Genomic DNA, 25,277 nt, shown 5'->3' with positions numbered 1-25,277 from the left:
ATATTCTTATAGCACTTGGCCTCCATCACTCTTGTCAGTCGGTGCTGCAATGATGCAACCTTGCCGCTGGCAACAGTAAAGAGGGCGAGAGCCCGGCGCGTTCAGCAATTTCGAAGCGAGTTTCCCTCCATGAAAAGCCAACCCGATGCCGCCAGCCGTATGGTGGCCGAGGTAGTGACGCAGTTGCCTGTGCCCTCGCGGCTCGGCATGCTGCGTTTCGAACGGCTTAATGAACCGAGCTGGGCGCTGCTGTTTCTCGACCCCAATTGCGAGCGCCAGTTCGGTCTGCCGGCCATGGAGCTTTGTGCGCTGGTCGGCTCGCCCTACGCCAGCCTGATGGAACCCGAAGCACGCTATCAGTTACATGACGCGGTCCAGCATCAACTGAGCGAAGGCACGCATTATCTGATCCGCTACACCCTGCACACCGCCTCCGGCTCCCTGAACCTGCTGGAAATGGGCGAAGCCTTTAAACAACACAATCGACATTTGTTGCGTGGCTACCTGCTGGTCATCGACGGGGTGTTCGAAGATTCCCCCCTGCAACCAGCCCTGGACCTTGAAACCCAGAACTCGCGCCTGCAAATCGCCCTTGAGCTCAATCAACGGACGCAACAGGAGCAACTGCTGCACCTGGATCGTGCGCGCGCCCAGCAGGATCTCATCCTGTTGCTGACCCGCCAACGCTATACCAGTAACAAATCCCTGCAAGAAGCCGCCGAACTGATCACCCGCAGCGCCTGTGACATCTACGAAATCGATTGCGCCAGCCTGTGGCACCTCGAAGGCTCGCAGCTGGTGCCGATCTCGGCCTATCACCGCACGACTCAGGAATATGTGCTGCCGGAGTCGATCGATATCAGCGTGTTCCCCGACTACCTAGACGCCTTGCACACCGGTCGCGCCATCGACGCGCACAACGCCATGCGCGACCCGCGCACCCGGGAAATGGCCGAACGCCTGCGCCCGCGCGACGTCAATGCGATGCTCGACGCCAGTATTCGCGTCGACGGCCAAGTGGTGGGCGTGCTGTGCCTGGAACAGACCGGTGCGACCCGCGCCTGGCAGTCCGATGAAATCGCCTTTGCCGGCGAACTGGCGGATCAGTTTGCCCAGGTCATCAGCAACCACAATCGACGCACCGCGACCAGCGCCTTGCACCTGTTCCAGCGAGCGGTCGAGCAAAGCGCCAACGCCTTTCTGCTGGTCAATTGCGATGGCGTTGTCGAGTACGTCAACCCGAGCTTCACCGCGATCACCCAGTACAGCACCGAAGAAGTCCACGGTCAGCGGCTGTCAGAACTACCGGCCCTGGAAAATCTCAGTGAATTGCTGTTCGATGCGCCTTCAGCGCTGGCCAAGAGCAACAGCTGGCAAGGCGAATTCAAAAGCCGCCGCAAGAACCTCGAACCCTACTGGGGCCAGTTGTCGATCTCCAAGGTCTACGGCGACAACCGCGAACTGACCCATTACATCGGCATCTACGAAGACATCACGCAAACCAAGCTCGCTCAGCAACGCATCGAGCGCCTGGCCTACACCGATAACCTGACCAACCTCGGCAATCGTCCGGCGTTTATCCGCAACCTCGATGAACGCTTTGCCCGGGACAGCGATGCGCCGGTCAGCCTGTTGCTGGTGGACATCGACAACTTCAAGCGGATCAACGACAGCCTCGGCCACCAGACCGGCGACAAACTGCTGATCAGCCTGGCCCGACGCCTGCGCAACAGCTTGATCCCCAGCGGCAGCCTGGCGCGCTTTGCCAGTAACGAATTCGCCGTATTGCTCGATAACAGCGATCTTTCAGTGGGCCAGCAAGTGGCCAACCAATTGCTGGCGACCCTCGACAAGCCGATGTTCGTCGACAACCAGTTGATCAGCGTCACCGGCTCCGTCGGCCTGGCCTGCGCCCCGCTGCACGGGCGCGACCCGCAAACATTGATGCGCAACGCCGGCTTGGCGTTGCATAAAGCCAAGGCCAACGGCAAACATCAGGTGCAGGTGTTCACCGAAGCGTTGAACGCCGAGGCGAGCTACAAGTTGTTCGTCGAAAACAATCTGCGCCGCGCTCTGACCCAAAACGAACTCGACGTGTTTTACCAACCCAAGCTGTGCCTGCGCAGCGGTCGCCTGTTGGGGATGGAAGCGCTGCTGCGCTGGGACCATCCGGAAAAAGGCATGATCCGCCCGGACCAGTTCATCAGCGTGGCCGAAGAAACCGGCCTGATCATTCCGATCGGCAAATGGATCGCCCGTCAGGCCTGCCGCATGAGCAAAGCCCTGGCCGCTGCCGGCCTGGGCAACTTGCAGGTGGCAATCAACCTGTCGCCCAAGCAGTTCTCCGACCCGGATCTGGTGGCATCTATCGCCAACATCCTCAAGGAAGAAGCCCTGCCCGCTCACCTGCTGGAGTTGGAGCTGACCGAAGGCCTGCTGCTGGAGGCCACCGAAGACACGCACTTGCAGCTCGATCAGTTGAAGCGCCTGGGCCTGACGCTGGCCATGGACGACTTTGGCACCGGTTACTCGTCGCTCAGCTACTTGAAAAAATTCCCCATCGACATCATCAAGATTGATAGAAGCTTCATCCACGAAATCCCGGACAACCAGGACGACATGGAAATCACCTCCGCGGTGATCGCCATGGCCCACAACCTGAAGCTCAAGGTCGTGGCTGAAGGCGTCGAAACTGCTGAACAGTTGTCGTTCCTGCGCCGTCACCGCTGCGACGTCGGCCAGGGTTATCTGTTCGACCGTCCGATCCCGGGCAATGAGCTGATCGAAAAGCTCAAACGCTATCCGCGCGGCCCAATCGCCTGACAGCGATCCAACTCTCGGGCAAACTGCTTGTCTGTCTAATTATCCTGACTGAGAGGACTGATCATGGTTCTGCGCTCGGAAATTCTGGTGAACAAAAACGTGCTCCCTACTAAAGAACAAGCTCTGCCCGGCCGTGAATCCCCAATCAAGGTGCCGGAAGAACACTTCGTCAACAAAAACCCTCTACTGGGCCCGTTCCCGGGCAACGTCGAATTCGCCATCTTCGGCCTGGGTTGTTTCTGGGGCGCGGAACGTCGTTTCTGGCAGCGTGAAGGCGTGTACAGCAGCGCCGTGGGTTACGCAGGCGGCTACACGCCGAACCCGACCTATGAAGAAGTCTGCTCAGGCCTGACCGGCCACAGCGAAGTGGTGCTGGTGGTCTACGAGCCAGAGAAAGTCAGCTACGAAGAGCTGCTGAAGATGTTCTGGGAACTGCACAACCCGACCCAGGGCATGCGCCAGGGCAACGACATTGGCACCCAGTACCGTTCGGTGATCTACGCCACCAAACCGGAGCAGCTGGAAGCCGCGCTGAAGAGCAAAGAGGCGTTCCAGGTCGAACTGACCAAAGCCGGCCTGGGTGAAATCAGCACTGAAATCGACGAAGCCCCGACCTTCTACTACGCCGAGGCGTATCACCAGCAGTACCTGGCGAAGAATCCGGAAGGCTATTGCGGGATTGGCGGTACTGGCGTGACCTGCCCGATCTGACACAGATCACTCGTAGGAGCCGGCTTGCTGGCGAAAGCGGTAGTCGGTCCAGCAGAGATCTCTGGGCCGCTATCGCCAGCAAGCCGGCTCCTACAGGGCCGAGCATTACTCGGCAATCAACCAATCCATCTTCCAGCCACCTTGGGTCTGCCCAAGCTTCTCGGACAACCACGGCAGCAGCTCGCGCAATTCCTCCTCCAGCCCCCACGGCGGATTGGCAATCGCCAGGCCGGAGCCGTTAAGGCTGTTCGGCGTATCCAGCGGATGTACCAGCAACTCCACACGCAACAACTTCGGCGCACCGGTACCCGCCAAATCCTGATAGAACCGACGCAAGGCGCGTTGATCCTTCACCGGGTACCAGATCGCCGCCACCGTCTGGCGCATCCGGCCAATTGCCTCTTTCAGCGACGCGGCACAACGCTGCATCTCGTCGAGCTTCTCGAATGGCGGATCGATCAACATCACCGCCCGCTTCTCCGGCACTGGCAGCAAGGCACGCGGCACATGCCAACCTTCGCCCAGGTGCACCTTGACCCGACGATCACCGGCCATGTTGTCCTTGAGCAGCACGCCGTCTTCCGGGTGCTTCTCGTTGAGCAACACGCGGTCCTGCGCACGGGTCAGACGCCGCGCCAGCTCCGGCGAACCCGGGTAATAGCGCAACTGGCCATCCGGGTTCATCTCGTGCAGCACCTGCATGTAATCAGCGGTCAGGATCGGCAGATCCGGCTGGTCCCACAACCGCGCGATGCCTTCCAGGTACTCACCGGTACGGTTGGCCTGATCGCCCTGAAGGTCATAAAGACCAATACCGGCGTGGGTATCGAGATAGGCAAACGGCTGCTCCTTGCGCGACATCAGGGCGATGAGGCGGGTCAAGGTCAGGTGTTTGAACACATCGGCATGATTGCCGGCATGGAAGGCGTGGCGATAATTCATGGTTGCTCCTGCGAAGGCCGGGGAGTTTACCTTTTACCGGCCGGCAAGTCAGGGGTTGGCGGTCAAACGGAAAAACGCTACATCCACAAACGAACAATCCCTCGAAAAATAGAACTTAACCTACATTTTGCAGCCCATGTCCTGCCTGAACATTGGAAGAAAGCACTTCACTGACAATCCAATGGATGGAGATTCCATGACCATGCGCTATGCAAAAATATTACTCACACTGGCACTCGCCACCTTCGCCTTATTGGTCACTTTCAACAACGTCACCGATTACGCCTCGAACTTCGCATTCGTGCAGCATGTGTTGAGTATGGACACTACCTTTCCCTCCAACACCGCCGGATATCGGGCCATTACCACCCCGTGGGCGTGGCATGCGGCCTACTGGCTGATCATTGGGGGCGAAGCAATGACCTGCACGTTTCTGGCTTGGGGCAGCTTGAACCTGTGGCGCGCACGCCGTGCCACCGGTCCTGTATTCACTCAGGCCAAACGCCAGGCGATCATCGGTTGCAGCCTGGGTTTTCTGGTCTGGTTCTTTGGTTTCATGGTAATCGGTGGCGAATGGTTTCTGATGTGGCAATCACAACACTGGAATGGCCAGGAGCCAGCCTTCCGGTTCTGCATCACGATACTTGGGGTGCTGTTGCTTCTGAACCAGCCAGACGCCGACTTGCCGACATAACGTCGCGCATTCAAGGCAAAAAAAACGGCCCGCTCTTATAAGGAGACGGGCCGTTTCTTGTTCTGCGAGAGATCAGAGCGTTAGCTCACCCTCATCACTTGTTCAGGCGGTAATCTTTCTCGGCAGCATCAAAACGCTGCAGCATGCCGGCAGTCGGCGTGCCCAGTTTGCTGACGATGTAGATCGCCAGGCTGGCGAAAATGAAACCAGGGATGATTTCGTACAGACCCAGCAGTTCGAAGTGTTTCCACACGATCACGGTGATCGCGCCGACCAGGATGCCGGCCAGTGCGCCGTTGCGGGTCATGTCTTTCCAGATCACGGAGATCAGCACGACCGGACCGAACGCGGCACCGAAGCCAGCCCAGGCGTAGCTCACCAGGCCCAGTACACGGTTTTCCGGGTTGGCCGCCAGGGCGATGGCAACCAGGGCCACCAGCAGCACCATGGCACGACCAACCCAGACCAGCTCCACCTGGGAAGCGGTTTTACGCAGGAAGGTCTTGTAGAAGTCTTCGGTCAGGGCGCTCGAGCACACCAGCAACTGGCAGCTCAGGGTACTCATCACTGCAGCCAGAATGGCCGACAACAGAACACCGGCAATCCATGGGTTGAACAGGATTTTCGCCAACTCGATGAACACACGCTCGTGGTTTTCGGTCACAGGACCGGCCAGCTCAGGGTGCGCCGAGAAGTAAGCGATACCGAAGAAACCTACAGCGACGGTGCCGCCCAGGCACAGGATCATCCAGGTCATGGAAATGCGACGGGCGTTGGCGATCGATTTAACAGAATCGGCAGCCATGAATCGCGCTAGGATGTGCGGTTGGCCGAAGTAGCCCAGACCCCAGCCCATCAGCGAAATGATGCCGATGAAGGTGGTGTTTTTCAGCATGTCGAAGTTGCCTGGATCTTGCGCTTCGATGGCCAGGAACGTGGTGTCGACGCCACCGGTCGCCAGCAGCACGATGATCGGCGTGAGCAGCAGGGCAAAGATCATCAATGTGGCTTGTACGGTGTCGGTCCAGCTCACTGCCAGGAAACCGCCTACGAAGGTGTAGGCAATCGTTGCCGCAGCACCGGCCCACAGCGCGGTCTCGTAGGACATGCCGAAGGTGCTCTCGAACAGACGGGCGCCAGCCACAATGCCGGAAGCACAGTAGATGGTGAAGAACACCAGGATCACCACGGCGGAGATGATCCGCAGCAGGCCGCTTTTGTCTTCGAAACGGCTGGAGAAGTAGTCCGGCAGGGTCAGGGCATCGCCGTTGTGCTCGGTCTGCACGCGCAGACGGCCGGCAACGAACAGCCAGTTCAGGTACGCACCGACGATCAGGCCGATGGCGATCCAGCTCTCGGACAGGCCAGACATGTAGATGGCGCCCGGCAGGCCCATCAACAGCCAGCCGCTCATGTCGGAAGCACCGGCAGACAGCGCAGTCACGACGCTGCCCAGGCTACGGCCGCCCAGAATGTAATCGGAAAGGTTGTTGGTGGAGCGATAGGCCATGAAGCCGATCAGCACCATTGCTGCGATGTAGATCACAAACGTGATCAGGGTTGGATTGCTTACGCTCATTGAGTTACGCCCTGGCTTTGTTTTTATGTAGCGGCGGCTGGTGAACCGCTCGCAAACGGTGACGTTTGACAGACGATCCGGGATGCCGCGCATTTATGACCGATGTTTCCCCAGGAAAGCCATCAGCCGGAGCACCTGCATTCGTTGCCGGTTGCACCTTGGGCGCGAATGCTATTCAACAAAGCAAATAAGGTGCAACCAGTTTCGCGAGAATAAGTTGCACCTAGTCGGAAATAAACTTCAAACCCTTGTTTTTGCTCCTTTTAGGAGCAAGAACCGTGACCAACCAAGCTAAAAAGCACCAAGCAGATGCAGCACCGACGTACCAGAATTTATTTCCTGACGAGCTGCTTATTATTCCGACAAAAAAAGGGTTGCACCAGGTTGCACCTCGCCAGTTGCACGGCTAATCTTGCCGCCAGCTGATGCCACGCAGTCGTGGCAAACATGAGGATAAAAACATGGCTACCACCACCCTTGGGGTCAAACTTGACGACCCAACCCGCGAACGCCTCAAGGCCGCCGCGACCTCGATTGATCGCACGCCACACTGGCTGATCAAGCAGGCAATCTTCAATTACCTGGAAAAACTCGAGGGTGGTGCAACCCTGTCCGAGCTGAACGGTTTGACCAAGGATTCCGACGATTCCGTCGACGCGCCTCTGGATCATGCCCACCAGTGCTTCCTCGAATTCGCCGAAAGCATCCTGCCGCAATCGGTCCTGCGCGCATCGATCACCGCCGCCTACCGTCGCCCTGAGCCGGAAGTGGTACCGATGCTGATCGAGCAGGCGCGCCTGCCGGCACCGATGGCCGAAGCGACCAACAAACTCGCGGCCTCGATTGCCGAAAAACTGCGCAACCAGAAGAGCGCTGGCGGCCGTGCCGGCATCGTTCAAGGCCTGCTGCAGGAGTTTTCTCTGTCGTCCCAGGAAGGCGTGGCGCTGATGTGCCTGGCCGAAGCGCTGCTGCGCATCCCGGACAAAGGCACTCGCGACGCACTGATCCGCGACAAGATCAGCACCGGTAACTGGCATCCGCACTTGGGCAACAGCCCGTCGCTGTTCGTCAACGCCGCGACCTGGGGCCTGCTGCTGACCGGCAAGTTGGTGTCCACGCACAACGAAGCAGGCCTGACGTCCTCCCTGAGCCGCATCATCGGCAAGAGCGGCGAGCCGATGATCCGCAAGGGCGTCGACATGGCCATGCGCCTGATGGGCGAACAATTCGTGACCGGTGAAACCATCGCCGAAGCGTTGGCCAACGCCAGCAAGTTCGAAGCCAAGGGCTTCCGCTATTCCTACGACATGCTGGGTGAAGCCGCACTCACCGAGCACGACGCCCAGAAGTACCTGGCTTCGTACGAACAAGCCATTCACTCGATCGGCAAAGCGTCCCACGGCCGTGGGATTTATGAAGGCCCGGGCATCTCCATCAAACTGTCCGCCCTGCACCCGCGCTACAGTCGCGCCCAGTACGAGCGCGTGATGGACGAGCTGTACCCGCGCCTGTTGTCGCTGACCCTGCTGGCCAAGCAATACGACATCGGCCTGAACATTGACGCCGAAGAAGCCGACCGCCTCGAGCTGTCGCTGGATCTGCTCGAGCGCCTGTGCTTCGAGCCGCAACTGACTGGCTGGAACGGCATCGGTTTCGTCATCCAGGCTTATCAGAAGCGTTGCCCGTACGTAATCGACTACGTGATCGACCTGGCTCGCCGCAGCCGTCATCGCCTGATGATCCGCCTGGTGAAAGGCGCGTACTGGGACAGCGAAATCAAGCGCGCCCAGGTCGAAGGCCTGGAAGGCTACCCGGTCTACACCCGCAAGGTGTACACCGACGTTTCCTACATCGCTTGCGCACGCAAACTGCTGTCGGTGCCGGAAGTCATCTACCCGCAGTTCGCCACGCACAACGCCCACACTCTGTCGGCCATTTACCACATCGCCGGCCAGAACTATTACCCGGGCCAGTACGAGTTCCAATGCCTGCACGGCATGGGTGAACCGCTGTACGAACAGGTTGTAGGCAAGGTTTCCGAAGGCAAGCTGAACCGTCCGTGCCGCGTCTACGCTCCAGTCGGCACCCACGAAACCCTGCTGGCGTATCTGGTACGTCGCCTGCTGGAAAATGGCGCGAACACCTCGTTCGTCAACCGCATTGCCGACCAGTCGATTTCCATCCAGGAACTGGTAGCCGATCCGGTAGCCAGCATCGAGCAAATGGCAACCGTCGAGGGTGGTTTTGGCCTACCGCACCCACGCATTCCGCTGCCGCGTGACCTGTATGGTTCGGAACGCGCCAACTCCAGCGGCATCGACATGGCCAACGAACATCGTTTGGCGTCCCTGTCCTGCGCCCTGCTCGCCACCGCGCACAACCACTGGAAAGCCGCGCCGATGCTCGGCTGCGCTTCCAGCAGCGAAGCGCCGGCACCGGTCTTGAACCCATCCGATCTGCGTGACGTGGTCGGCCATGTGCAGGAAGCGACCGTCGAAGACGTCGACAACGCGATCCAGTGCGCCCTGAACGCTGCACCGATCTGGCAGGCCACCCCGCCAGCCGAACGCGCCGCGATCCTGGAACGTGCCGCTGACTTGATGGAAGCCGAGATCCAGCCGCTGATGGGTCTGCTGGCTCGTGAAGCCGGCAAGACCTTCGCCAACGCCATCGCCGAAGTGCGTGAAGCCGTGGACTTCCTGCGCTACTACGCAGTGCAGGCTCGCAACGATTTCACCAATGACGCTCACCGTCCGTTGGGTCCAGTAGTGTGCATCAGCCCGTGGAACTTCCCGCTGGCGATCTTCAGTGGTCAAGTGGCTGCAGCCCTCGCCGCCGGTAACCCGGTATTGGCCAAACCTGCGGAACAGACGCCACTGGTCGCCGCTCAAGCCGTGCGCCTGCTGCTCGAAGCCGGCATCCCGGAAGGCGTGCTGCAACTGCTGCCGGGCCGTGGCGAAACCGTCGGCGCAGGCCTGGTTGGCGATGATCGCGTCAAAGGCGTGATGTTCACCGGCTCGACCGAAGTCGCTCGCCTGCTGCAACGCAACATTGCCGGCCGCCTGGACAGCCAGGGCCGTCCGATCCCGCTGATCGCCGAAACCGGTGGCCAGAACGCGATGATCGTCGACTCTTCGGCACTGACCGAACAAGTTGTGATCGACGTGGTGTCCTCGGCCTTCGACAGCGCCGGCCAGCGTTGCTCGGCCCTGCGCGTCCTGTGCTTGCAGGAAGATTCCGCTGACCGCGTGATCGAAATGCTCAAAGGCGCCATGGCTGAAAGCCGCCTCGGCAACCCTGAGCGCCTGTCCGTGGACATCGGCCCGGTGATCGACGCCGAAGCCAAGGCCGGCATCGAGAAGCACATCCAGGCCATGCGCGACAAAGGTCGCAGCGTGTACCAGGTGGCCATCGCCGACGCCGAAGAAGTCAAACGCGGCACCTTCGTGATGCCGACGCTGATCGAACTGGAAAGCTTCGACGAACTGCAACGGGAGATCTTCGGCCCGGTACTGCACGTGGTTCGCTACAAGCGCAAAGACATCGATCAACTGATCGCTCAGATCAACGCTTCCGGCTACGGCCTGACGCTGGGCGTGCACACCCGCATCGACGAAACCATCGCCAAGGTGATCGACAACGTCAACGCCGGCAACGTCTACGTCAACCGCAACATCGTGGGTGCCGTGGTCGGCGTTCAACCATTCGGTGGCGAAGGCCTGTCGGGTACTGGCCCGAAAGCCGGCGGCCCGCTGTACCTGTACCGCCTGTTGTCGACGCGTCCTACAGATGCAATCGAACAATCCTTCGCTCGCGGTGATGCCGAGGTTGCACCGGATGTGCGCTTGCGCGATGCCATGAGCAAGCCGCTGACTGCCCTGAAAGCCTGGGCCGACAGCAACAAGTTCGCCGACCTGAGCACTTTGTGCGCGCAGTTCGCCGCGCAATCGCAAAGCGGTATCACCCGCGTGCTGGCTGGCCCGACCGGCGAGCGCAACAGCTATGCAATCCTGCCGCGTGAACACGTGCTGTGCCTGGCGGAAGTCGAAGGCGATTTGCTGACTCAACTGGCAGCGGTGTTGGCTGTCGGCGGTTCGGCGGTCTGGCCGGAAGCTGACATGACCAAGGCCTTGTTCGCACGCTTGCCGAAGGAGATTCAGGCGCGCATCAAACTGGTTTCCGACTGGAACAAGGATGAAGTGGTGTTTGATGCGGTTCTGCATCACGGCCATTCCGATCAGTTGCGTGCGGTGTGCCAGCAGGTGGCCAAGCGTGCTGGTGCGATCGTTGGGGTTCAGGGCCTGTCGCAGGGCGAATCCAACATTGCGCTGGAGCGACTGGTTATTGAGCGTGCATTGAGCGTCAACACTGCAGCGGCGGGTGGTAATGCCAGCTTGATGACCATCGGCTAAATAGCGATGCAGTCACTGTAAAAATGGGCGCCCTCATCGGCGCCCATTTTTTTTGCCTTGTAGGAGCCGGCTTGCTGGCGATCAATACACTACGGTGCGTCTGATGCACCGCCATCGCCAGCAAGCCGACTCCTACAGGTCGGTGTTTTGCCCCTTTATCACCGACATCAATCATCCTGTTCAGCCTCTATTCCCCATCTTAGACTCGGCCCATTCCAACAAAAGGTAGGCCGCCATGTCAGAGACGTTGCTCAGTTCCCGCAATCTGGCTTTCGAGCTGTATGAAGTCCTTGATGCCGAGGGCCTGACCCAGCGTGAGCGTTTCGCCGAGCACAACCGCGAAACCTTCGATGCCGCCATTGGCACCGCCCGCAGCATCGCCGAGAAGCTCTTCGCCCCGCACAACCGCAAGGGCGACGAGAATGAGCCGCGCTATGAGAACGGTCAGGCGATTCTGATTCCGGAAGTAAAACCGGCAGTGGAAGCCTTCCTCGAAGCCGGTTTCCTCAACGCCGCTCGCAGTTTCGATGCTGGCGGCATGCAACTTCCTACATTGCTGTCCCAAGCCTGTTTTTCGCACTTCCAGTCAGCCAACGCCGCTTCGACGTCTTATCCGTTCCTGACCATGGGCGCGGCAAACCTGATCGAAAGCTTCGGCACTGACGAACAGAAGCAGCGCTTCCTGCAACCGATGATCGACGGCCGCTTTTTCGGCACCATGGCCCTCACCGAACCGCACGCCGGCTCATCGTTGTCGGATATTCGTACCCGCGCAGAACCTGCGTCTGACGGCACCTATCGCCTCAAGGGCAACAAAATCTTCATTTCCGGCGGTGATCACTCGCTGTCGGAAAACATTGTGCACATGGTCCTGGCCAAGCTGCCGGACGCGCCGGCCGGGGTGAAAGGCATCTCGCTGTTCATCGTGCCAAAAATCCTGGTCAACGATGACGGCAGCCTCGGCAAGCGCAATGACGTGTTGCTCGCCGGTCTGTTCCACAAGATGGGCTGGCGCGGCACCACGTCCACCGCGCTCAACTTCGGCGATAACGGTGACTGTGTCGGCTATCTGGTGGGCAAGCCGCATCAGGGCTTGAGCTACATGTTCCAGATGATGAACGAGGCGCGGATCGGCGTCGGCATGGGCGCGGTGATGCTCGGCTACGCCGGTTACCTGTACTCGCTGGAATACGCCCGCGAGCGCCCGCAAGGCCGCGTGCCGGACAGCAAAGACCCGAACACTGCTCCGGTGGCAATCATCAACCACGCCGACGTCAAGCGCATGCTGCTGACACAAAAGGCCTACGTCGAAGGCTCATTCGACCTCGGCCTGTATGCGGCGCGCCTGTTCGATGACACCACCACACTTGCGACCGAAGCCGAGCGCAAGCAGGCCCATGAGCTGCTGGACCTGCTGACGCCGATCGTTAAATCCTGGCCGTCTGAGTTCTGCCTGAAGGCCAATGAGCTGGCGATCCAGATCCTCGGCGGCCATGGCTACACCCGCGAGTATCCGGTCGAGCAGTATTACCGCGACAACCGCCTGAACCCGATCCACGAAGGCACCCACGGTATTCAATCGCTGGACCTGCTGGGGCGCAAACTGGCGCAGAACGGTGGTGCAGGACTGAAACAACTGATCCGCCTGATCGCCGACACTGGCGAGCGAGCACAGGCGTTTGATTCATTGACGCCACTGCGTGAACCGCTGGAAAAACTGGTGGCCCGACTGCAAGCCGTGACCATCGGCCTGCTGACCGATCTGGCCCAGGGCAAGGTCAACAGCAGCCTGGCGAACTCGGCGCTGTACCTGAAAGTGTTTGGTCACACGGTGATCGGCTGGCGCTGGCTGGAACAGGCGATCCGCGCCGAGGAAGGCTTGACCAAGGGGAATGCGGCGGATGTGAGCTTCTACAAAGGCAAGCTGCAGGCGGCGCGGTACTTCCTGACGTGGGAAGTGCCGGGTTGCCATCATGAGCTGGCGATTCTTGAGGCGCGGGATGATGTGTGCCTGGGGATGCAGGATGAGTGGTTTTGATCCGGGGCTTTTGCCGCCCTTGAGATCCAATCGCCGGCAAGCCGGCTCCTACAGGGATCCGGTCGTTCACGAATAATGTGTTCGACACAAAACCTGTAGGAGCGAGCTTGCTCGCGATGGCGTCAGAACAAACAACACATCACTTCAACTTGAACCCACCCATCTGCCGCGCCAGATCATCTGCCAACCGTTGCAACGTCTGACAATCATCCCGACAGCCCCTGACCTCTCCCGCCGTCGCCCGCGCCAGGTCGGAAATACCCTGCACGTTGCGATTGATTTCCTCGGTCACCGCCGATTGCTCTTCCGTCGCCGTCGCCACCTGGTGATTCATGTCGCTGATGCGTTCGACCTGTCCGGTAATGGCGGTCAACGAGGCTCCCGTGCGCTGGCTCGATTCGACGCCTGTCCCTGTCGCCGCTTGACCGCTATGCATCGAGGAAACGGCGTTCTCCGCGCCCTGCTTGAGACTACCAATCATCTGCTGGATCTCATCAGTGGACGACTGCGTACGTCTTGCCAAGGTGCGCACTTCATCGGCAACCACCGCAAACCCGCGCCCCATGTCCCCGGCCCGCGCTGCTTCAATGGCAGCGTTGAGCGCCAGCAGGTTGGTTTGCTCGGATATGCCGCGAATCACCGCCAGCACCTGATCGATGGATGCCACTTGATGGGCCAATTCGCCCACTGCGCTGGCGGCGACGCCTATTTCGTCAGACATGCTTTCGATATGCCGAATCGAGCCACCGACCGCTTCCCGCGCCTGCATCGCCTCATCCCGCGCCGTTTGCGACGCGACCGCCGCATTGCCTGCGTTCTGCGCGATTTCCTGAACCGTCAGGCCCATTTCGTGAACCGCCGTGGCGACCATGTCGGTCATCTCCTGCTGGCGTCCAGAGCGTTCAGCAGTGTTATCCACAACCTTGGCCACTTGCCCCACCGCCGTGCGCAGGCGTTCGCTGGTGGTGAGCACTTCGCCGATCATGTCGCGCTGACTGTCGAGGAAGCGATTGAACCCACGCGCCAGATCACCCAGCTCATCGGCGCGACTGGAATCTAACCGGTGGGTCAAATCTCCACCACCGCTACCGATGGCCACCAGCGCCGCTGTTACCTGACGAATCGGTCTTACCAACCCTCGTGCCAACAAGACGACCAGCAACAGGCACACCATTGCCACCGCCAGGCCAATGCCGCTGCTCATCCACATGGCGCGGCGGGCCTCGGCGTAGATTTGTGACTGCGGCACTTCGGCAACCAACGTCCAGCCGAGATCGCGCAGTGGCAGGCTCAACGCAAGAAAATCTTCGCCATCACGCTGGAAGCTATTGCTGGTGGCAGATTTTTGACCCATGACGGCGCGCGCCGCGACATCGCCGATCTGCTCGGTGAGGGTGCGTTTACCGCTGAATTGCGCCTCGGGATGAACCTGGATCAAACCGTCGGAACGCACGAGATAGACCTTGCCGCGCTCACCAAAACTGAAATTGTGGATAATCTCCGACAGCTCTTTCATGCTCAATCCAAGCCCTGCAACACCCACGACTTTACCGGCCTGTTCGACTTTGATGTCGATGAAAAGCGCCAATTCTCCGGTGGCCGTGTCGTTATCGATATTGAGGGTGCGCGGCTGGTGGCTGTCGAGAAATGCATAAAACCAGGCGTCTTTTGGATTGGAGCGGCTGAGGGTGCGGTCCAGGCCTTTTTCGCTGAAGTAATGGTTGGAGGCAGTGCCGACAATCAGCGCAGTAAAGGCTTTGTGCTCGCCTCGAATGCCTTCCAGATAAGTGGTGAAGGCACCGACCTGGGCACTGTCTTCACCTGCGGCCAGCCAGTCACGCACCATGCTGTTGCTGGCGATGTCCTTGGCGGCGGTGAGGGGTTGGACAAGGATGCGCTCGATGTCGTTGCGCATCGCTTCGATGCTCGACGGCAAGGCTTGCTCGACCAGGTAGCTCTGGGCGAGGCGGTTGACCACGAGGGTATAAATGCCAACCACAATCAGGATACTGACCAACAGGGCGCTGCCCATGCTCAGGATCAATTGCCATTGAATACTGCGTCGCCAGAACTGCATGGAGCACCCCCAAAGAATAAGAGGCTGAAACACTGCAACAGCCGTGCCGATTGTATACATCAAAATCGACAATTTATTCTTTGGTTGTGCGCAAAGCCGATCAGGCCTGATTGATCGTCTTGGAAATCACTTCAACCGTGGCGCTGACTTGCTCTTGGTAACGGTCGAGTTCGAGCTTGTGCTGCTTTTTCATTTCGATCTGCTGAGAGCACAGATTCATTGCGGCCAGCACCAGCAGTCGGTCACCGATCAGCGTCGGGTACTTCCTTTTGGTGTCGTCCAGGGCAGCTTTCAACATCATCGCAGCGTCGAGCAGGGTTTGTTCTTCCCCGGCCGGCGCCTTGATCGAATAGTCCTCCCCCAGAATCGAGACGACTTTCACCCCCGGACCGTAACTCATGCGCTGACAGGGCCAGCGCTGACGCGCTCAACCAGTGCCTGGATGCGAGCGGCGGTGGCGCCTTGCTTCTCTTCCTGTTCCATCAGGCTCAATTGCAGGCTTTCGTTTTCGTCTTTGGCCTGGGCCAGTTCTGCAGTCAGGGTCTGGTTGGTGCCGAGCAAAGCCTGGTTCTGTTGCACCAGGTCGCTGACCAGTTGTTCCAATTGGCTTAGGGATGCTTCCAACATTTTGATTTTCCGGGCATTTTCAAAGGGCGCGTACGATAAAGAAAAGTCACCCTGGATGCCAGGGTTATACCGGCGCAAAGCCTTGATTTTCCTGCCGGGCGACCTTCCTCGCGAGTTTTAAAGACTGTGAATGGCCGATCTGGTTCCTGCACTTCGTCGCCGAAGGGTGCAACTGGCTGAATGACAGAGGGTTCAATCGCTCAGATCGGCAACGCACAGGGCATTCATCTTCTATCGGCCGCCCGAGGTGCACTCCCTGATGGTAAGCACGGACGTTTACACGCCCCCCGAACAAACGCTATCAAACCACTCCATGTCTAAACCCAATAATGTGCAAGTGGCTAAAACTCGACAAACTCGATAAATCCAAAACACCACTTACACTTATTAAAAACAAGCGAAACACTCAGAACCAAACTCTCGCTCGCAAACATAATTACAACCATGGAATAATTTTAATTGCCGCCAATCTGCGGCCAACATTAAAACCCACCAGAATTTATTTATATAAAAGCGAGAACAACTACCATGTCAAACAATCAAGAAACACCGGCCTCCATGTCCGAACCCCGGAGCACTGCCACAACAAGCCAGAGCATCACCCTGACAACTAACGACAGGGGCGGCGTTACCTATGGCATTGAAGATTCCCTTGCAGCAATCAGCGAAGTGCAATACATCGCCAGTTTTGAAACGGGCAAAGACCGCATCGACATGTTGAAAGCATTGAAAAACCTCGGCGTGAACACGCTAAACTTCAATCTTTCCGACCCCTCCGAACTGAGGAACCCAGGCGATGCTTTTGTAAACTACACGCCTCACAACAACCAAAGCCAAATCATAGTAAAAATCCTCCACACCAAAACATTATTAGCCGTTACCGTAACAGGTTTTGTGCGCTTGGGAGATATCGCAGGCTCAGGCTGGTCTTGAGCCTTCAGATAAATTTGTTTGCACTTTCAAACCCATCTGAAAACCCGGCAAGACAAGAGCATCCTGTTCAAAACAAAATCTGATTATCATCCGTTGAATCTCTAATTGACTCAACAGTTAGCAAATCAGCAGGCACCACCAAAAACAGTCATCTTCAAAAGCTTTTTTGACAGCGACTCAATTCAACAGGTTAGAATCGCTGGCACGCAGACTGCATGGTCAGTCTGCGCCCCGCCTTTCAGCTTTTCTGGAGTACTGCCTTTGAATGCGACAACCATCAACAGCCTGTTCTTGATCGGCGCGTTGCTGGTGGGTGCTAGCATTCTGGTGAGTTCTCTCTCGTCCCGCCTCGGCATCCCGATTCTGGTGATCATCCTGGCCGTGGGCATGTCGGCCGGCGTCGATGGCGCCGGCATTATTTTCGATAACTATCCCACGGCTTATCTGGTCGGCAACCTCGCATTGGCCGTGATCCTGCTCGACGGCGGCTTGCGTACACGGGTCTCGAGCTTCCGTGTGGCGTTATGGCCAGCGTTGTCGCTGGCGACGGTCGGAGTGTTGATAACCACCGGGCTGACCGGTATGGCGGCCGCATGGCTGTTCGACCTGAACCTGATTCAAGGCCTGCTGATCGGCGCCATCGTCGGCTCCACCGATGCCGCGGCAGTATTCTCGCTGCTGGGGGGCAAGGGTCTGAACGAACGGGTGACCGCCAGCCTGGAAATCGAATCCGGCAGCAACGACCCGATGGCGGTGTTTCTCACCGTCACCCTGATCGATATGCTCGCCAGCGGCCAGACAGGCCTGCACTGGAGCCTGCTGACTCATCTGTTGCGCGAATTCGGCATCGGCGGCGTCATCGGACTCGGTGGCGGCTGGCTCATGCTGCAACTGGTCAACCGCATCAATCTGGCCACCGGTTTGTATCCGATCCTGGTCATCGCTGGCGGGCTGGTCGTCTTTGCCCTGACCAACGCCCTGCACGGCAGCGGCTTCCTGGCGGTGTACATCTGCGGTCTGGTGATCGGTAACCGCCCGGTACGCAGCCGTCACGGCATCCTGCACATGCTCGACGGCATGGCATGGCTGGCGCAGATCGGCATGTTCCTGGTGCTGGGCCTGCTGGTCACACCCCACGACCTGCTGCCGATTGCGCTGCCCGCACTGGCACTGGCGCTGTGGATGATTCTGTTTGCCCGGCCGCTGTCGGTGGTCGTTGGCTTGCTGCCGTTCAAGGCCTTCCATGGCCGGGAAAAAGCGTTCATTTCCTGGGTCGGCCTGCGGGGCGCGGTCCCGATCATTCTGGCGGTGTTCCCGCTGATGGCCGGCCTGCCTAACGCCCAGCTGTATTTCAACCTCGCGTTCTTCATCGTGCTGGTGTCGCTACTGGTGCAGGGCACGAGTTTGCCGTGGGTCGCCAAACTGTTGAAAGTGACGGTACCGCCGGAGCCCGCGCCGATCTCACGCTCTGCCCTGGAAGTACACGTCACCAGTGAGTGGGAGCTTTTCGTTTATCGACTCGGCGCGGAAAAATGGTGCATCGGTTCACCACTTCGTGAACTGAAAATGCCCGAAGGCACCCGCATTGCCGCCCTGTTTCGTGGCCAGCAATTGCTCCATCCGTCGGGTAGTACGGTGCTGGAAGTCGATGATTTACTGTGTGTTATCGGCCATGAACACAACCTGCCGGCCCTCGGAAAACTCTTCAGCCAGGCGCCGCAACGGGGCCTCGATTTGCGTTTCTTCGGCGACTTCGTACTCGAAGGAGACGCCCAGCTGGCGGCGGTTGCCGCCCTGTATGGCCTGAAAGTCGAAGGCATCGACCCGGACATGTCCCTGGGCCACTTCATTGCCCAGAAAGTGGGGGGCGCGCCGGTGGTTGGCGACCAGGTGGAATGGAACAACACCATCTGGACCGTTGCCGTCATGGAGGGGAACAAGATCGGCAAAGTGGGCGTCAGATTCCCCGAAGGAAGTCGCCCGGGTCCGGGACTCTTCCTCTAAACTCCATTTCTCGTCAGCTTTTTAATCGGTCTCTATGTCAAGCCTGCGCACCTTTTTCATCATGGCCCTGCTGGGCCTGAGTCTCTCCGTCGGCCCCTTGCAAGCCGCCGAACCGCCCACCCGCGAAGCCGTGCAGACGAGTCTGGACAAGATCGCTGATCGTAAACTGCCGGAGGCGGACCAAAAGGCTCTGCAATCCGTTCTGCAAGGCACGCTGACTCATCTCAACAATCAGCGTGATTACGAGCAGAAACTGGCCGAACTCAAGCAACAGCTGAGCAGCGCACCCAAACAGACCATCGAGAACCAGCGTGAGCTGACGCGGCTCAAAGCCACCAGTGTGGTGCCGGTGGCACAGCGTTTCGCCAAAGAAAACATCCAGCAGCTGGAGCAATTGCTCACCGAGCGCTCGACACAGCAAAGCGATCTGCAAAAAGCCCTTGCCGACGCCAACAGTCTGATCATCACCGCCCAGACCCGTCCGGAGCGCGCGCAGGCTGAAATCTCCACCAGCCAGACACGCATCCAGCAGATCAACAACATCCTCAAGGCCGGCAAAGACGCCGGCAAGACCTTGAGCGCCGAGCAACGCGACCAGCTCAATGCCGAACTCGCGGCGCTCAACGCCCTGATCCCGCTGCGTCGCCAGGAACTGGCCGGCAACACTCAACTGCAGGATCTGGGCAACAGTCAGCATGACCTGTTGTCGGAACGGTCCGATCGCCTGGATCATGAAATTCAGGAACTGCAGAACCTGATCAACCAGAAGCGCCTGGCGCAGTCTCAGGAGACCGTCACCCAACAGTCGATCGAAGCGCAGAAATCCGGCGGCAGCAGCCTGCTGGCGACCGAAAGCACGGCCAACCTGAAGCTCTCGGACTACCTGCTCAAAAGCACTGACCGCCTCAACGAAGTCACTCAGAAAAATCTGCAGACCAAGCAGCAACTCGACAGCGTGACCCAAAGCGACTCGGCTTTGGATGAACAGATCAACGTGCTCAAAGGCAGCCTGCTGCTTTCGAAGATTCTCTATAAGCAAAAGCAGGCCCTGCCGCGCCTCAAGGTCGACCGCGACCTGGCCGACCAGATCGCCGACATTCGCCTCTATCAGTTCGAAGTCAGCCAGCAACGGGAGTTGCTCAGCAACCCGGCCACCTACGTCGATAACCTGCTGTCGACCCAGCCGCCCGAGCAAGTCACCCCGCAGCTGCGCAAGAGCCTGCTGGAGCTGGCCACCACCCGTGCCGACCTGTTGGAACGTCTGAACCGGGAACTGAGTGCGGTCCTCAACGAATCCATCACCCTGCAGTTGAACCAGAAGCAATTGCTCAGTACCGCGCAAAGCCTGCGGGCCACGCTCGATGAGCAGATGTTCTGGATTCCCAGCAACAAGCCACTGGACCTGGAATGGATCCACAGCGTGCCGGATCGCCTGCAACGTCAGATCGACACACTGCCCCTGGCCTCAAGCCTGAGCGAACTGACCGATGGCCTGACCCAGCGACCGCTGCTGTTCCTGCCACTGGCTCTGTTGATCGGCGCCCTGCTGTGGCGCCGCAAGCAACTGTATGCCCGACTGAACAAGGTTCACCAGGATATCGGCCACTTCAAGCGCGACAGCCAGTGGCACACACCACAAGCCATTCTGATCAACATTTTGCTGGCGATGCCGGTGTCCCTTGGCCTCGCCTTGTGCGGGCTGGCCCTGCAAATCGATGCCCGCGGGCAAAACGCCAATATGGGCGCGGCGCTGCTGCAAATGGCTCAGGCATGGCTGGTGTTCTACACCGCCTATCGGATCCTCGCGCCGGGTGGCGTGGCCGAACTGCATTTCCGTTGGGAAAAGCCTCAGGTCGAATTCCTTCGCGGCTGGGTCCGCCGTCTCGGCATGGTCGTGATGGCGCTGGTCGCGGTGGTGGCCGTTGCCGAACTGCAACCGGCGGGGCTGGCCGACGACGTAATCGGCATGCCGGTGGTGCTCACCTGCTACGCCTTGATGACTTTGCTGCTCAGCCGCTTGCTGATCAGCAGCCCGACCCACGAAAACGCCTCGCTGTTCCGCAAGGTCGTGGGCATCCTGTTTACCGCCCTGCCGGTCGCGCTGTTCGTCGCGGTGTGCTTCGGCTACTACTACACCGCACTGAAACTCAGCGACCGCTTGATCAACACCCTGTACCTGCTGATGTTCTGGCTGGTAATCGAAGCCACCTTCGTCCGCGGCCTCAGCGTTGCAGCCCGACGCCTGGCCTATCAGCGTGCCCTGACCAAACGTCAGGCGGCGAAAGAGGCCGGCGACGGCGAAGCGGTCATTGAAGAGCCGACCCTGGACATCGAAAAGGTCAACGAACAGTCGCTGCGACTGATCCGCCTGGCCTTGCTCGGTGGTTTCATGGCGTTGCTGTACTGGGTCTGGGCTGACCTTATCACGGTGTTTTCGTACCTCGACAACATCACCCTTTACGAATACACCAGCGGCACCGGCGCCAACATGAGCATGGTGCCGATCAGCATCGGCGACATGCTGGGCGCACTGATCATCATCGGCATCACCTTCGCCCTCGCGCGAAACTTGCCGGGTCTGCTTGAAGTCTTCGTGTTGTCCAAGCTCAACCTCGCCCAAGGCAGCGCCTATGCCACGACTACGCTGCTGTCCTACGTGATTGCCGGTGTCGGTTTTGTCTCGACCCTGTCGACCCTCGGTGTGAGTTGGGACAAGTTGCAATGGCTGGTGGCGGCGCTGTCGGTCGGACTCGGTTTCGGCATGCAAGAGATCTTCGCCAACTTCATCTCCGGCATCATGATCCTGTTCGAGCGTCCGGTACGGATCGGTGACACCATCACCATCGGCAACCTGTCGGGCACGGTGAGCAAGATCCGCATCCGCGCCACGACCATCACCGACTTCGACCGCAAAGACATCATCGTTCCGAACAAGACGTTCATTACCGGGCAACTGATCAACTGGTCCCTCACCGACACCATCACCCGGGTAACACTCAAGCTCGGCGTCGACTACGGCTCGGATCTCGATCTGGTGAAAGAACTGCTGCTGAAAGCTGCCCGCGATAACCCGCGTGTGCTGAAAGACCCCGAACCTCATGTGTATTTCCTGAACTTCGGCGAAAGCACCCTCGATCACGAGTTGCGCATGCACGTGCGCGACCTCGGCGACCGCAACCCGGTGCTCGACGAGGTCAACCGCTTCATCAACCGCGAGTTCAAGAAGCAGCACATCAACATCTCGTTCCGGCAGATGGAGGTCTACCTCAAGAACCTTCATGGCCAGGAGTACAAGATGGTGCCCATCGAGCCGGAAGCGAAAACCATTGTGCCGATCGTTGATGGCCAGCCTCCGCAACAACCGCCGGCGGCCAAACTCGACTAACAGGCCATTCCCCAGCAGAATGCTCGGACATTCTGCTGGAGCCGGCACTTGAAAGCCCTCGACGAACTGACCTTCGATAATCGCTTCGACCGCCTGGGCGACACCTTTTCCGCCCATGTGCTGCCTGAGCCCATCGACAATCCGCGCCTGGTAGTCGCCAGCCCTGCTGCCATGGCGCTGCTGAACCTCGACCCGACCGTGGCCGAAACACCGGAGTTCGCCGAACTGTTCAGCGGCCACAAGTTGTGGGCCGATGCGGTGCCTCGGGCAATGGTTTATTCCGGCCATCAGTTCGGTTCGTACAACCCGCAACTGGGTGATGGTCGCGGCCTGTTGCTGGGTGAGGTGTACAACGAGGCGGGCGAGCACTGGGACCTGCATCTCAAGGGCGCCGGCCAGACACCGTTTTCACGCATGGGCGATGGTCGCGCCGTGCTGCGCTCCTCGATCCGCGAATTTCTTGCCTCCGAAGCCCTGCACGCGCTGAACATCCCGACCACCCGGGCGCTGTGCGTCATCGGCTCCGATACACCGGTGTGGCGCGAAAAACAGGAGCGTGCCGCCATGGTCCTGCGCCTGGCGCCGAGCCATGTGCGTTTCGGGCACTTCGAATACTTCTACTACACCAAACGCCCCGAGCAACAGAAAGTACTCGGCGATCATGTGCTGGCCATGCATTTCCCGGAATGCCTTGAGCAACCGGAACCGTACCTGGCGATGTTCCGCGAGATCGTCGAGCGCAACGCCGAACTGATCGCCAAATGGCAGGCCTACGGTTTTTGCCACGGCGTGATGAACACCGACAACATGTCGATCCTCGGCATCACTTTCGACTTCGGCCCATTCGCCTTCCTCGACGACTTCGACGCCAATTTCATTTGCAACCATTCCGATGACCAAGGCCGTTACTCCTTCAGCAACCAGGTGCCCATCGGCCAGTGGAACCTCAGCGCCCTGGCCCAGGCCCTGACGCCGTTCATCAGCGTTGAAGCCCTGCGTGAAACTCTCGGCCTGTACCTGCCGCTGTTCCAGGCCCATTACCTGGACCTGATGCGCCGCCGCCTCGGCTTGACAACGGCCGAAGAGGATGACCAGAAACTGCTGGAGCAGTTGCTGCAACTGATGCAGAACAGCGGCGTCGATTACAGCCTGTTTTTCCGGCGTTTGGGTGAAGAGGCGCCACAAGCTGCCACCGCTCGATTGCGCGATGACTTCGTCGACCTCAAAGGTTTTGATGCTTGGGCCGAGCTTTATCTTGCCCGGGTTACCCGCGATGGTGAGCTAGACCAGGAAAAACGACGTCAGCGAATGCATGCGGTCAATCCGCTGTACATCCTGCGCAACTATCTTGCGCAGAAAGCTATCGATGCGGCAGAGAGCGGCGACTATACGCAAGTCCGCCGACTGCACGCGGTGCTGAGCAATCCGTTCGAGGAGCAACCAGGGATGGAGAGTTACGCCGAGCGACCACCGGAGTGGGGCAAGCATCTGGAGATCAGTTGTTCGTCGTGAAGCGCTGCACAATTGAAAACCTGGAGTCATGTCTCCAGATAAGGATCATTCGCTTTCGACTGGACGATTTGTCATGACCGAGCCACTCCTCATCCCCTGCCCCCACTGTAACGGCCTCAACCGCATCCCGGCCGAACGTCTCAGTGACCACCCGAAATGCGGGCGATGCAAAGCTGAAGTGCTGCTGAACAAGCCCTTTGAGCTCAAGCAAGGCGACTACGCCAGCCAGATCAAGGGTGATCTGCCGTTGCTGGTGGACGTGTGGGCTGACTGGTGCGGGCCGTGCAAGTCGTTTGCGCCGGTATTCGAGCAGGCCGCGGCGCAACTGGCAGGCAAGTGCCGATTGGCCAAGCTGGACAGCGAGGCGAACCCGCAGTTGTCGGCACAGTTGGGGATTCGCTCGATTCCGAGCCTGATCCTGTTCAAGAACGGCCGGGAAGTCGCCCGGCAGAGCGGGGCCTTCCCGTTACCGCAATTGATGAGCTGGTTGCGCAGCCAAGGGGTTTGACACCGTTCTTTTGTTCTTCAGGCGTTTTCCAGCAGGTTGTGCAGCTCCACAAATTGCTGGGTCAACTTGTGCCGCGGATCAAGATGGATCAGCGGAGTGTTGGCCTGATGCGATTCGCGCATACGCACTGAACTGGCCAGGTACACCGGCAGCACTGGCAATCCTTCGGCTATCAGTTCGTCGAGGATCTGCTGTGGCAGGCTGGCACGGGCCTGGAACTGGTTGACGACGATGCCTTCGACTTCCAACCCCTCGTTGTGGTCTTCCTTCAACTCTTCGATCTCCGCCATCAGGCCATACAACGCCTGCCGGGAGAAACTGTCGCAATCGAAGGGAATCAGCACACGATCGGCGGCAATCAGTGCTGATACTGCGTAGAAGTTCAGCGCTGGCGGAGTATCGAGATAAATCCGGTCATAGTCCTCGCTCAACTCTTCGAGCAACTTTCGCAGTTTGTTGATCTTGTGCTTGGCTTCCAGCTTTGGCTGCAAATCCGCCAGTTCGGCGGTGGCCGTAATGACGTGGAGGTTGTCGAACGGTGTTTCGTAGATGTCGACCTGGTTTTTCTTGGAGAACGGTCCGGATGACAGGGTTTGCTTGAAAAAATCGGCGATCCCCATCGGGATGTCACTGCCGGTAAGCCCCGTCAGATACTGGGTGGAGTTCGCCTGGGCATCGAGATCCACCAACAGGGTGCGAAAGCCCTCGCTGGCACTGACCGCTGCCAGATTGCAGGCGATGCTGGATTTGCCAACGCCACCTTTCTGATTGAACACCACACGCCGCATGTCAAAACCTCCGCGTATCAAAGAATGACCGAGTGTAGTGGTCCTCGGTACTGCTTCGCTACCTCGCTGGGATCGGGACTACACAGTCAGTGGCGATCTCCTATCGAAAAAGCCGCAAGTACCACAATCAACAACCATAAGAGACGACAGACGGGCAGATTAAAATGCGAATAATTGGCAACCAACATGTATTTGCTCTCTAACCAGTCCGTCTGATTGAGCAAAATGCAACCGGCATTTGCTA

17 protein-coding genes and 1 pseudogene are annotated in these 25,277 nt (G+C 59.0%); 11 read left to right on the top strand and 7 right to left on the bottom strand.

Features of this window, described 5'->3' with window-relative positions; genetic code table 11:
- The first annotated feature begins 129 nt into the window (after positions 1 to 129).
- Together QMK58_RS02845 and msrA are read left to right on the top strand one after the other, a co-directional pair.
- Positions 130 to 2,823 (top strand): putative bifunctional diguanylate cyclase/phosphodiesterase, encoded by a 2,694-nt coding sequence (locus tag QMK58_RS02845; RefSeq protein WP_320395845.1) that lies wholly within the window; start codon positions 130 to 132, stop codon positions 2,821 to 2,823.
- 63 nt (positions 2,824 to 2,886) lie between these two features.
- A complete protein-coding gene (gene msrA, locus QMK58_RS02840; RefSeq protein WP_053153524.1) occupies positions 2,887 to 3,534 on the top strand; it encodes a peptide-methionine (S)-S-oxide reductase MsrA in 648 nt (215 codons plus the stop codon).
- A 105-nt stretch (positions 3,535 to 3,639) separates the two neighbouring features.
- Here the strand turns inward: msrA and QMK58_RS02835 are convergent, their stop codons facing one another.
- On the bottom strand, positions 3,640 to 4,476 hold the full coding sequence (locus QMK58_RS02835) for a 23S rRNA (adenine(2030)-N(6))-methyltransferase RlmJ (RefSeq protein WP_053153521.1): 837 nt from the start codon (positions 4,474 to 4,476) through the stop codon (positions 3,640 to 3,642).
- A 196-nt stretch (positions 4,477 to 4,672) separates the two neighbouring features.
- On the opposite strand from QMK58_RS02835, the gene QMK58_RS02830 reads away from it, so the two are divergent.
- Positions 4,673 to 5,170, top strand: coding sequence for a DUF2165 family protein (locus QMK58_RS02830; RefSeq protein ID WP_053153517.1), 498 nt, complete (start codon positions 4,673 to 4,675; stop codon positions 5,168 to 5,170).
- A gap of 94 nt (positions 5,171 to 5,264) precedes the next feature.
- Here QMK58_RS02830 and putP read toward each other — a convergent pair whose 3' ends face one another.
- Positions 5,265 to 6,749: a sodium/proline symporter PutP gene (gene putP / locus QMK58_RS02825; protein ID WP_320395844.1), complete on the bottom strand. Its 1,485-nt coding sequence runs from the start codon at positions 6,747 to 6,749 to the stop codon at positions 5,265 to 5,267.
- Positions 6,750 to 7,027: 278 nt separating this feature from the next.
- On the opposite strand from putP, the gene QMK58_RS02820 reads away from it, so the two are divergent.
- The 3 genes from QMK58_RS02820 (at position 7,028) to QMK58_RS02810 (ending at position 13,199) form a co-directional block, all read left to right on the top strand.
- Positions 7,028 to 7,159 carry a hypothetical protein gene (locus QMK58_RS02820; protein ID WP_256220552.1) on the top strand — a complete coding sequence of 44 codons (132 nt, stop codon included), beginning with the start codon at positions 7,028 to 7,030 and terminating at the stop codon, positions 7,157 to 7,159.
- Positions 7,160 to 7,210: 51 nt separating this feature from the next.
- Positions 7,211 to 11,161, top strand: a complete 3,951-nt coding sequence (gene putA / locus QMK58_RS02815) for a trifunctional transcriptional regulator/proline dehydrogenase/L-glutamate gamma-semialdehyde dehydrogenase (protein ID WP_320395843.1) — start codon at positions 7,211 to 7,213, stop codon at positions 11,159 to 11,161.
- 235 nt (positions 11,162 to 11,396) lie between these two features.
- Complete coding sequence (locus QMK58_RS02810) at positions 11,397 to 13,199, top strand: acyl-CoA dehydrogenase (RefSeq protein ID WP_320395842.1); 1,803 nt, start codon at positions 11,397 to 11,399, stop codon at positions 13,197 to 13,199.
- A 139-nt stretch (positions 13,200 to 13,338) separates the two neighbouring features.
- Here the strand turns inward: QMK58_RS02810 and QMK58_RS28860 are convergent, their stop codons facing one another.
- From QMK58_RS28860 to QMK58_RS02795, 4 genes and pseudogenes are all read right to left on the bottom strand, one after another.
- Positions 13,339 to 14,070, bottom strand: coding sequence for a methyl-accepting chemotaxis protein (locus QMK58_RS28860; RefSeq protein WP_371259750.1), 732 nt, complete (start codon positions 14,068 to 14,070; stop codon positions 13,339 to 13,341).
- Between the two features lie 132 nt (positions 14,071 to 14,202).
- Positions 14,203 to 15,231 (bottom strand): annotated as a pseudogene (locus QMK58_RS28855) (cache domain-containing protein); the annotation flags it as partial.
- A gap of 145 nt (positions 15,232 to 15,376) precedes the next feature.
- Entirely contained in the window at positions 15,377 to 15,676 is a 300-nt protein-coding gene (locus tag QMK58_RS02800) for a cell division protein ZapA (RefSeq protein ID WP_053153502.1), read from the bottom strand.
- Positions 15,673 to 15,903, bottom strand: a complete 231-nt coding sequence (locus tag QMK58_RS02795; protein ID WP_053153499.1) for a hypothetical protein — start codon at positions 15,901 to 15,903, stop codon at positions 15,673 to 15,675. The genes QMK58_RS02800 and QMK58_RS02795 overlap by 4 nt, the downstream gene beginning before the upstream one ends.
- A gap of 528 nt (positions 15,904 to 16,431) precedes the next feature.
- Here QMK58_RS02795 and QMK58_RS02790 point away from each other — a divergent pair.
- The 5 genes from QMK58_RS02790 to trxC all read left to right on the top strand — a co-directional run bounded on the left by QMK58_RS02790 (position 16,432) and on the right by trxC (position 24,245).
- On the top strand, positions 16,432 to 16,836 hold the full coding sequence (locus tag QMK58_RS02790) for a hypothetical protein (protein ID WP_156322295.1): 405 nt from the start codon (positions 16,432 to 16,434) through the stop codon (positions 16,834 to 16,836).
- A 261-nt stretch (positions 16,837 to 17,097) separates the two neighbouring features.
- Entirely contained in the window at positions 17,098 to 18,840 is a 1,743-nt protein-coding gene (locus tag QMK58_RS02785) for a potassium/proton antiporter (RefSeq protein ID WP_053153494.1), read from the top strand.
- A 34-nt stretch (positions 18,841 to 18,874) separates the two neighbouring features.
- Positions 18,875 to 22,225, top strand: a complete 3,351-nt coding sequence (gene mscK, locus QMK58_RS02780) for a mechanosensitive channel MscK (protein WP_053153491.1) — start codon at positions 18,875 to 18,877, stop codon at positions 22,223 to 22,225.
- Positions 22,226 to 22,273: 48 nt separating this feature from the next.
- A complete protein-coding gene (gene selO, locus QMK58_RS02775; protein ID WP_320395841.1) occupies positions 22,274 to 23,737 on the top strand; it encodes a protein adenylyltransferase SelO in 1,464 nt (487 codons plus the stop codon).
- A 73-nt stretch (positions 23,738 to 23,810) separates the two neighbouring features.
- Positions 23,811 to 24,245: a thioredoxin TrxC gene (gene trxC / locus QMK58_RS02770; RefSeq protein ID WP_053153485.1), complete on the top strand. Its 435-nt coding sequence runs from the start codon at positions 23,811 to 23,813 to the stop codon at positions 24,243 to 24,245.
- Between the two features lie 17 nt (positions 24,246 to 24,262).
- Here the strand turns inward: trxC and QMK58_RS02765 are convergent, their stop codons facing one another.
- The gene (locus QMK58_RS02765; RefSeq protein ID WP_053153482.1) at positions 24,263 to 25,033 is read right to left on the bottom strand and encodes a ParA family protein; all 771 of its coding nucleotides are present in this window, start codon (positions 25,031 to 25,033) and stop codon (positions 24,263 to 24,265) included.
- Positions 25,034 to 25,277 lie beyond the last annotated feature (244 nt).

Source organism: Pseudomonas sp. P8_241 (genome assembly GCF_034008315.1).
Lineage (GTDB): Bacteria > Pseudomonadota > Gammaproteobacteria > Pseudomonadales > Pseudomonadaceae > Aquipseudomonas.
The sequence above is the reverse complement of the archived record's forward strand: the minus strand, read 5'-3'. Positions and strand labels throughout refer to the sequence as shown.